Source organism: Bacillus sp. LR_5 (assembly GCF_042709275.1).
Window position 1 is genome coordinate 1 of the sequence record NZ_JAVAXX010000319.1, and the last position, 6,728, is coordinate 6,728.

The following is a 6,728-nucleotide window of genomic DNA, read 5'->3' on the forward strand; positions in this document are numbered from 1 at the left end:
TGACGGCTTGATAATCACAGAGTGCAGACGTTTTTTCTCCGCTTCAATTGCAGCTTTTTTCTTCTCAAAAGCTGCATATCTCTCATCAGAAATCAATCCAATGCGGTGTCCGATTTCTGTCAGACGCAAATCAGCATTGTCATGGCGAAGAAGCAATCTGTATTCAGCACGTGATGTCAAAAGACGGTATGGTTCATTGGTTCCTTTTGTTACAAGGTCATCAATCAGAACACCAATGTAGGCGTCAGAACGGCTTAGAATCACTTCTTCTTTTCCAAGCGCTTTTCGCCCTGCATTGATTCCCGCCATAATCCCTTGTCCCGCAGCCTCTTCATAACCGGATGTTCCGTTAATTTGGCCTGCAGTGTAAAGATTTGTGATTTTTTTCGTTTCAAGTGTCGGCCATAGCTGTGTCGGTACGATCGCATCGTACTCGATCGCATAGCCGGCTCTCATCATTTGCACGTTTTCAAGACCAGGAATCGTTGCAAGCATTCTTTGCTGTACATCTTCTGGCAGACTTGTAGATAACCCTTGGACATAGACTTCCTGCGTATTTCTGCCTTCCGGCTCAAGGAAGATCTGGTGACGCGGTTTATCATTAAATCGGACAACTTTATCTTCAATGGACGGGCAATATCTTGGGCCCGTACCTTTGATCATACCGGAATACATCGGTGAACGGTGCAGGTTGCTGTCAATAATCTCATGTGTCTCAGGGCTTGTATATGTCAGCCAGCAAGGGAGCTGATCTGTAATATATTCCACTGTTTCATATGAGAAAGCGCGAGGCACATCGTCACCAGGCTGAATTTCCGTTTTGCTGTAATCAATCGTGTCGCTTTTGACGCGAGGCGGCGTACCTGTTTTAAAACGAACGAGGTCAAAGCCCAGTTCCTCCAAATGCTCAGAAAGCTTAATAGAAGGCTGCTGGTTATTCGGACCGCTTGAGTAAGACAGATCACCAAGAATGATTCGTCCTCTTAAATATGTCCCTGTCGTCATGACAACTGCTTTCGCACGATAATGTGCGCCGGTTTGTGTAATAACACCGCGGCATTCGCCGTCTTCAACAATCAGCCGTTCCACAATTCCTTGCAGCAATGTTAAGTTTGGTTCTTTTTCAAGCGTATTTTTCATTTCATGCTGATATTGGAATTTGTCTGCTTGCGCACGCAATGCACGGACCGCAGGACCTTTTCCAGTATTCAGCATTCTCATTTGAATATGCGTTTTATCGATGTTTCTGCCCATTTCTCCGCCGAGCGCGTCAATTTCGCGGACGACAATCCCTTTTGCGGGACCGCCGACAGACGGATTACATGGCATAAATGCAACCATATCTAAGTTGATGGTCAAGACAAGCGTTTTGGCGCCTTGGCGTGCTGATGCGAGGGCAGCCTCAACACCGGCATGCCCGGCGCCAATCACAATCACATCGTATTGGCCTGCTTCATACCCCATGATTCTAGTTCCTCCTTTTATTATTTTCCTAAACAGAATTGAGAAAAGAGCTGATCAATTAAGCTTTCGTGGACAGAATCTCCGATGATTTCACCCAAAAGCTCCCAGCATCTTGTAAGGTCGATTTGCACCATGTCGATCGGGACATCCTGTTCGATGCCGCTAAGCGCATCTTCAATGGCACGTTTTGCTTGCTGTAAAATAGAGATATGACGTGTGTTGCTGACATAAGTCAGATCTCCGCTTTCAATGGCACCCGTGTAGAACAGTGATTGAATCGCTTCTTCCAGATCATTGACGCCTTCCTCTTTTAATAGAGATGTCGTGACAACAGGACGTCCATTGGCAAGCTCACGGACACGCTCACTGTCAATCTTCGCCTCAAGGTCAGTCTTATTCATAATCACGATAACGTCCATGCCCTCAACGGCTTCAAAAAGCTTCACGTCTTCTTCAGAAAGCTCTTCACTATAATTAAGCACGAGTAAAATCAGGTCCGCTTCCTTTAGAACCTGGCGAGAACGTTCAACACCGATTCGTTCAACAATATCCTCTGTTTCACGAATACCTGCTGTATCAACCAGACGAAGTGGAACGCCCCTTACATTAACGTATTCCTCAATTACATCCCGAGTCGTTCCTGGAATATCGGTTACAATGGCTTTTGCCTCATGAACGAGGCTGTTCAGAAGAGATGATTTTCCTACATTCGGCCGGCCGATAATGACAGTAGAAAGACCTTCCCGCAAGATTTTTCCTTGCTCAGAAGTCCTCAGCAGCGCCTCAATTTCTTTTTTCACGGCGGTTGCCTTTTCAACCAAAAGCTGATGCGTCATTTCCTCTACATCATCGTACTCCGGATAATCTATATTTACCTCAACGTGAGCCAGCGTTTCTAAAATCTCACTGCGTAAACGGCGCACCAAAGCAGAAAGACGCCCTTCCATTTGATTCATGGCGACGTTCATTGCCCGGTCCGTTTTCGCTCTGATTAAGTCCATAACCGCTTCTGCCTGTGAAAGATCAATTCGGCCGTTTAAAAACGCGCGTTTCGTAAATTCACCAGGCTCTGCCAGTCTCGCTCCCTCTCTCAATGCGAGCTGAAGCACTTGGTTCACAGTCACAATTCCCCCGTGACAGTTAATTTCGATGACATCTTCACGTGTAAAAGTTCTCGGTGCCTTTAACACTGATACCATTACTTCCTCTACGACACGATCCGAAGGTCTGTCTACGATATGACCATAATGAATCGTATGTGATTCGACCGAGCTGAGTGTTTTTCCCTTCGGCCCTTTATAAATTTTATCTGCGATTTGAATTGCTTCTGGTCCGCTCAACCGTACAATCGCAATCGCGCCTTCTCCCATCGGAGTGGAAATTGCTGCAATTGTATCCATGCTGTTCACCTCTCTTTACTTATACTTTCATCTATATAAAAAAATTTTTATTATGCCAAAACTAAAAGATAACATAGTTTGGTTCGAAGTGGAAGATGTGTTATCCACAGAATTAGGAATTCGCCTCCTATTACTTTAACTTATCCACATGTGAATAACAATTAATTTTATTTCCTGAACTTCCTTTTTATCAACAGGATACACCTAAAAAGAAAAAACTTAAACGGCAAAAGCTTGATATGACTAGGAAAAATAGATTTTTCTCATACAAAAAAACCGAAATCCGCTTTTTATCGGACTTCGGTTTTATGCTATCTTTTATGGGAAATAACGAGATGGCGATTTTCGCCTTCACCCATTGAATATGTTTTGATCTGGTGATTTGCATATCCAGAAAGAGTATCATGAATGATTTTTCTTTCACTGGACGGCATAGGTTCAAGATGAACAGCTTTTTTCGTTTTCAAGACCTGGTCTGCAAGCCTGATGGCCAGCTGACTCAGTGTATCTTTTCTTTTCAAACGATAGTTTTCTGCATCCACCGTCACATTTTTATATTGGCCTGGATAACGATTAAGGACAAGCTGTGTCAAAGTTTCAAGGGCATTTAAGGTTTGTCCTCTTTTCCCAATCAACAAGGCCGCTTTCTCACCTGTTATATGGAAACTCACTGTCTTTTTGCTTTCTTGAACAGTCACATCAGACTTCCCGGCAATCGCTTCGGCAATTGTTTGAAGATAAGACTTCGCTTGCTGAATCGGATCAATCTTTTCAACCAGCTTTACGACCGCCGGCTTTTTACCGAAAATACCGAGAAACCCTTTGTTTCCCTCTTCAATAACGGTAATTTCTACCTTATCCTTCGTTAATTCCAGCTCTTGCAATCCAGACTGTACTGCTTCATCGACATTTCGCCCTGCAGCAGTCACATTCCTCACTTTTTCTTTCCTCCGGCTTTTTCCGGCTCAGGATTTTTTTTAATATCTGGTCCTTTAATGAGGAAAGTTTGTGCAATCATAAATAAGTTACCGACTACCCAATAAAGAGAAAGAGCCGCCGGGAAGTTGATCGCAAATACGATAATCATAATCGGCATAATCCAAAGCATCATCGCCATTTGCGGATTTTGCTGCGCATTTCCCGCCATCATCAGTTTTTGCTGAACAAATGTAGCAACACCGGCAACGATAGGAAGAATATAGAAAGGATCTTTTTCTCCTAAGTCAAACCATAAGAAACTATGCTCTGAAATCGCCTGTGTTCTCATGATCGCATGATAGAATCCAATTAAAATCGGCATCTGGATTAAAATCGGGAAACATCCCGCCAACGGATTGACACCATGCTTTTGGAATAAAGCCATTGTTTCCTGCTGAAGCTTTTGCTGTGTTTTTTGATCCTTTGAGCTGTATTTTTCTTTAAGCTTTTGCATTTCCGGCTGTAAAGCCTGCATCGCTTTCGAACTTCTCAGCTGCTTAATCATCAGCGGTAAAATTAATAAACGAATTAAAATGGTAACAAGAATAATTGATAGTCCATAGTTATCTCCCGTCAATTTCGCTACATACGTAATGAGCTCAGACAATGGATATACTACGTACTTGTCCCAAAAATGCGGACTATCTGCAGTGATTGGCTCCTTCACACTCGAGCACCCAGCCAAAAGCATGAATACGCCAACCATACTTAATAGCAACCCTATTCTCCTTTTCAACAACATTTCCTCCTATAATTAATCTTTACACTCTTTTATTGCAAAGCATACTTGTATGTATTTTAGCATCTTTCAGTTTTAAATGGTGTCTTTTTCTGATCAACCAGAAAGGAAGCGCTTTTAAAAGTTGTAAGAAAGCAGTGACAATGCCTACTTTGACGAAGATTTCTTATATAAAGAAGACTTCCTGAATAGATGCTGCAGACTTTTTTTCGTTTCCTCATATGTCAGCTGGCTCGCCGGTTTTCTGGCAATAATGATGTAATCCTTTTCCTTCAGTCTCTCTTTCTCTTCAAGAAAAGCCTGCCGAATCAAACGTTTGATCCGATTTCGCATCACAGCGTTGCCAATTTTTTTGCTGACGGAAAGCCCGACGCGCAGCTCATCGTTTTCAGGCTGATCAAGCGTATATAAGACAAACTGGCGGTTCGCTATTGATGTCCCATGCTTAAACACTTTTTGAAAATCTTCATTTTTCTTTAAACGATTTCGCTTCTTCAAATGACTCACTCCGATACTGGCTGGCAGAAACTTTTGAAATTTATTATGAAAATGAGATGCACTAGAACCAGGGAGCATACCCCGGTTCATCATGCATCACATCTATCTTTTCCCATAAAGTGAAAAAAGACCACTGACATTATTCAGTGGCCTAAGCTGATAATACTTTTCTGCCTTTACGGCGACGGCGTGCTAAAACTAGACGACCGTTTTTTGAACTCATACGGCTTCTGAAGCCATGAACTTTACTGCGTTTACGGTTATTCGGTTGGAATGTTCTTTTCATTTATGACACCTCCCTCGAGGAATAGCTGTTAAAGACAGTCTTACTTATTATATTTGCGTTACCTATTCATTGTCAACTTCACTAGTGCTTTTATTTCTTGCAACCATAATAGGATACCACACCTTCCCGACTTTCGAAACCTTATTTTTTAGATTCCTTAATTTAACGAAAAAAAGTCAGAAAAACTGCTCTAAAAATACGAATGTGGATATCTTTTTAGCTCTTTTTTAATATCCACAGTGGTTATCGACAACATTTTCACATTACCAACCCCTGTGGACAAGATTTTTTCAACAGGTTGTCCGCTTTGTGGATAAGATTGTGACAACCATTGCAAGCTCTCGTTTAATTTGGTATTATATTTGTGTTTTAACTCTTGATTACTAATCTCACCTTTATTCTTTATCCACAAAGTGTGGATAAGTTGTGGATTGATTTCACACAGCTTGTGTAGAAGGTTGTCCACAAGTTGTGAAATTTGTCGAAAAGCTATTTATCTACTATATTATATGTTTTCAACATTTAATGTGTACGAATGGTAAGCGCCATTTGCTCTTTTTTTGTGTTCTATAACAGAGAAAGACGCCATTTTCTATGAAAAGGAGGGACGTGCCGGAAGATGGAAAATATATTAGACCTGTGGAACCAAGCCCTTGCTCAAATCGAAAAAAAGTTGAGCAAACCGAGTTTTGAGACTTGGATGAAGTCAACCAAAGCCCACTCACTGCAAGGAGATACATTAACGATCACGGCTCCCAATGAATTTGCCAGAGACTGGCTGGAGTCCAGATACTTGCATCTGATTGCAGATACTATATATGAATTAACCGGGGAAGAATTGAGCATTAAGTTTGTCATTCCTCAAAATCAAGATGTTGAGGACTTTATGCCAAAACCGCAAGTCAAAAAAGCGGTCAAAGAAGATACATCTGATTTTCCTCAAAATATGCTCAATCCAAAATATACTTTCGATACTTTTGTCATCGGATCTGGAAACCGATTTGCACACGCTGCTTCCCTCGCAGTAGCGGAAGCACCCGCGAAAGCTTACAACCCTTTATTTATCTATGGGGGCGTCGGCTTAGGGAAAACACACTTAATGCATGCGATCGGCCATTATGTAATAGATCATAATCCTTCTGCCAAAGTGGTTTATCTGTCTTCTGAGAAATTTACAAACGAATTCATCAACTCTATCCGAGATAATAAAGCCGTCGACTTCCGCAATCGCTATCGAAATGTTGATGTGCTTTTGATAGATGATATTCAATTTTTAGCGGGGAAAGAACAAACCCAGGAAGAATTTTTCCATACATTTAACACATTGCACGAAGAAAGCAAACAAATCGTCATTTCAAGTGAC

Annotated in this window: 6 protein-coding genes and 1 pseudogene; 1 reads left to right on the forward strand and 6 read right to left on the reverse strand. The window is 41.8% G+C overall.

The genetic code is table 11. The features are described from left to right. From mnmG to rpmH, 6 genes are all read right to left on the reverse strand, one after another. The coding region (mnmG, locus tag RAC86_RS33165; protein WP_377886529.1) for a tRNA uridine-5-carboxymethylaminomethyl(34) synthesis enzyme MnmG at positions 1 to 1,464 on the reverse strand (1,464 nt) is incomplete at its 3' end. A gap of 20 nt (positions 1,465 to 1,484) precedes the next feature. Then, a complete protein-coding gene (gene mnmE / locus RAC86_RS33170) occupies positions 1,485 to 2,864 on the reverse strand; it encodes a tRNA uridine-5-carboxymethylaminomethyl(34) synthesis GTPase MnmE (protein WP_014115897.1) in 1,380 nt (459 codons plus the stop codon). Between the two features lie 311 nt (positions 2,865 to 3,175). Continuing rightward, positions 3,176 to 3,802, reverse strand: a complete 627-nt coding sequence (gene jag, locus RAC86_RS33175) for an RNA-binding cell elongation regulator Jag/EloR (RefSeq protein ID WP_061187098.1) — start codon at positions 3,800 to 3,802, stop codon at positions 3,176 to 3,178. Continuing rightward, positions 3,799 to 4,584: a YidC family membrane integrase SpoIIIJ gene (spoIIIJ, locus tag RAC86_RS33180; RefSeq protein ID WP_044059167.1), complete on the reverse strand. Its 786-nt coding sequence runs from the start codon at positions 4,582 to 4,584 to the stop codon at positions 3,799 to 3,801. Before spoIIIJ ends, jag begins: the two co-directional genes overlap by 4 nt. A gap of 144 nt (positions 4,585 to 4,728) precedes the next feature. Beyond that, on the reverse strand, positions 4,729 to 5,079 hold the full coding sequence (gene rnpA / locus RAC86_RS33185; protein ID WP_041521115.1) for a ribonuclease P protein component: 351 nt from the start codon (positions 5,077 to 5,079) through the stop codon (positions 4,729 to 4,731). A 151-nt stretch (positions 5,080 to 5,230) separates the two neighbouring features. Then, on the reverse strand, positions 5,231 to 5,365 hold the full coding sequence (gene rpmH, locus RAC86_RS33190) for a 50S ribosomal protein L34 (protein ID WP_003178075.1): 135 nt from the start codon (positions 5,363 to 5,365) through the stop codon (positions 5,231 to 5,233). Positions 5,366 to 5,984: 619 nt separating this feature from the next. Between rpmH and dnaA the strand changes: the two are divergent. Next, positions 5,985 to 6,728 (forward strand): annotated as a pseudogene (dnaA, locus tag RAC86_RS33195) (chromosomal replication initiator protein DnaA); the annotation flags it as partial.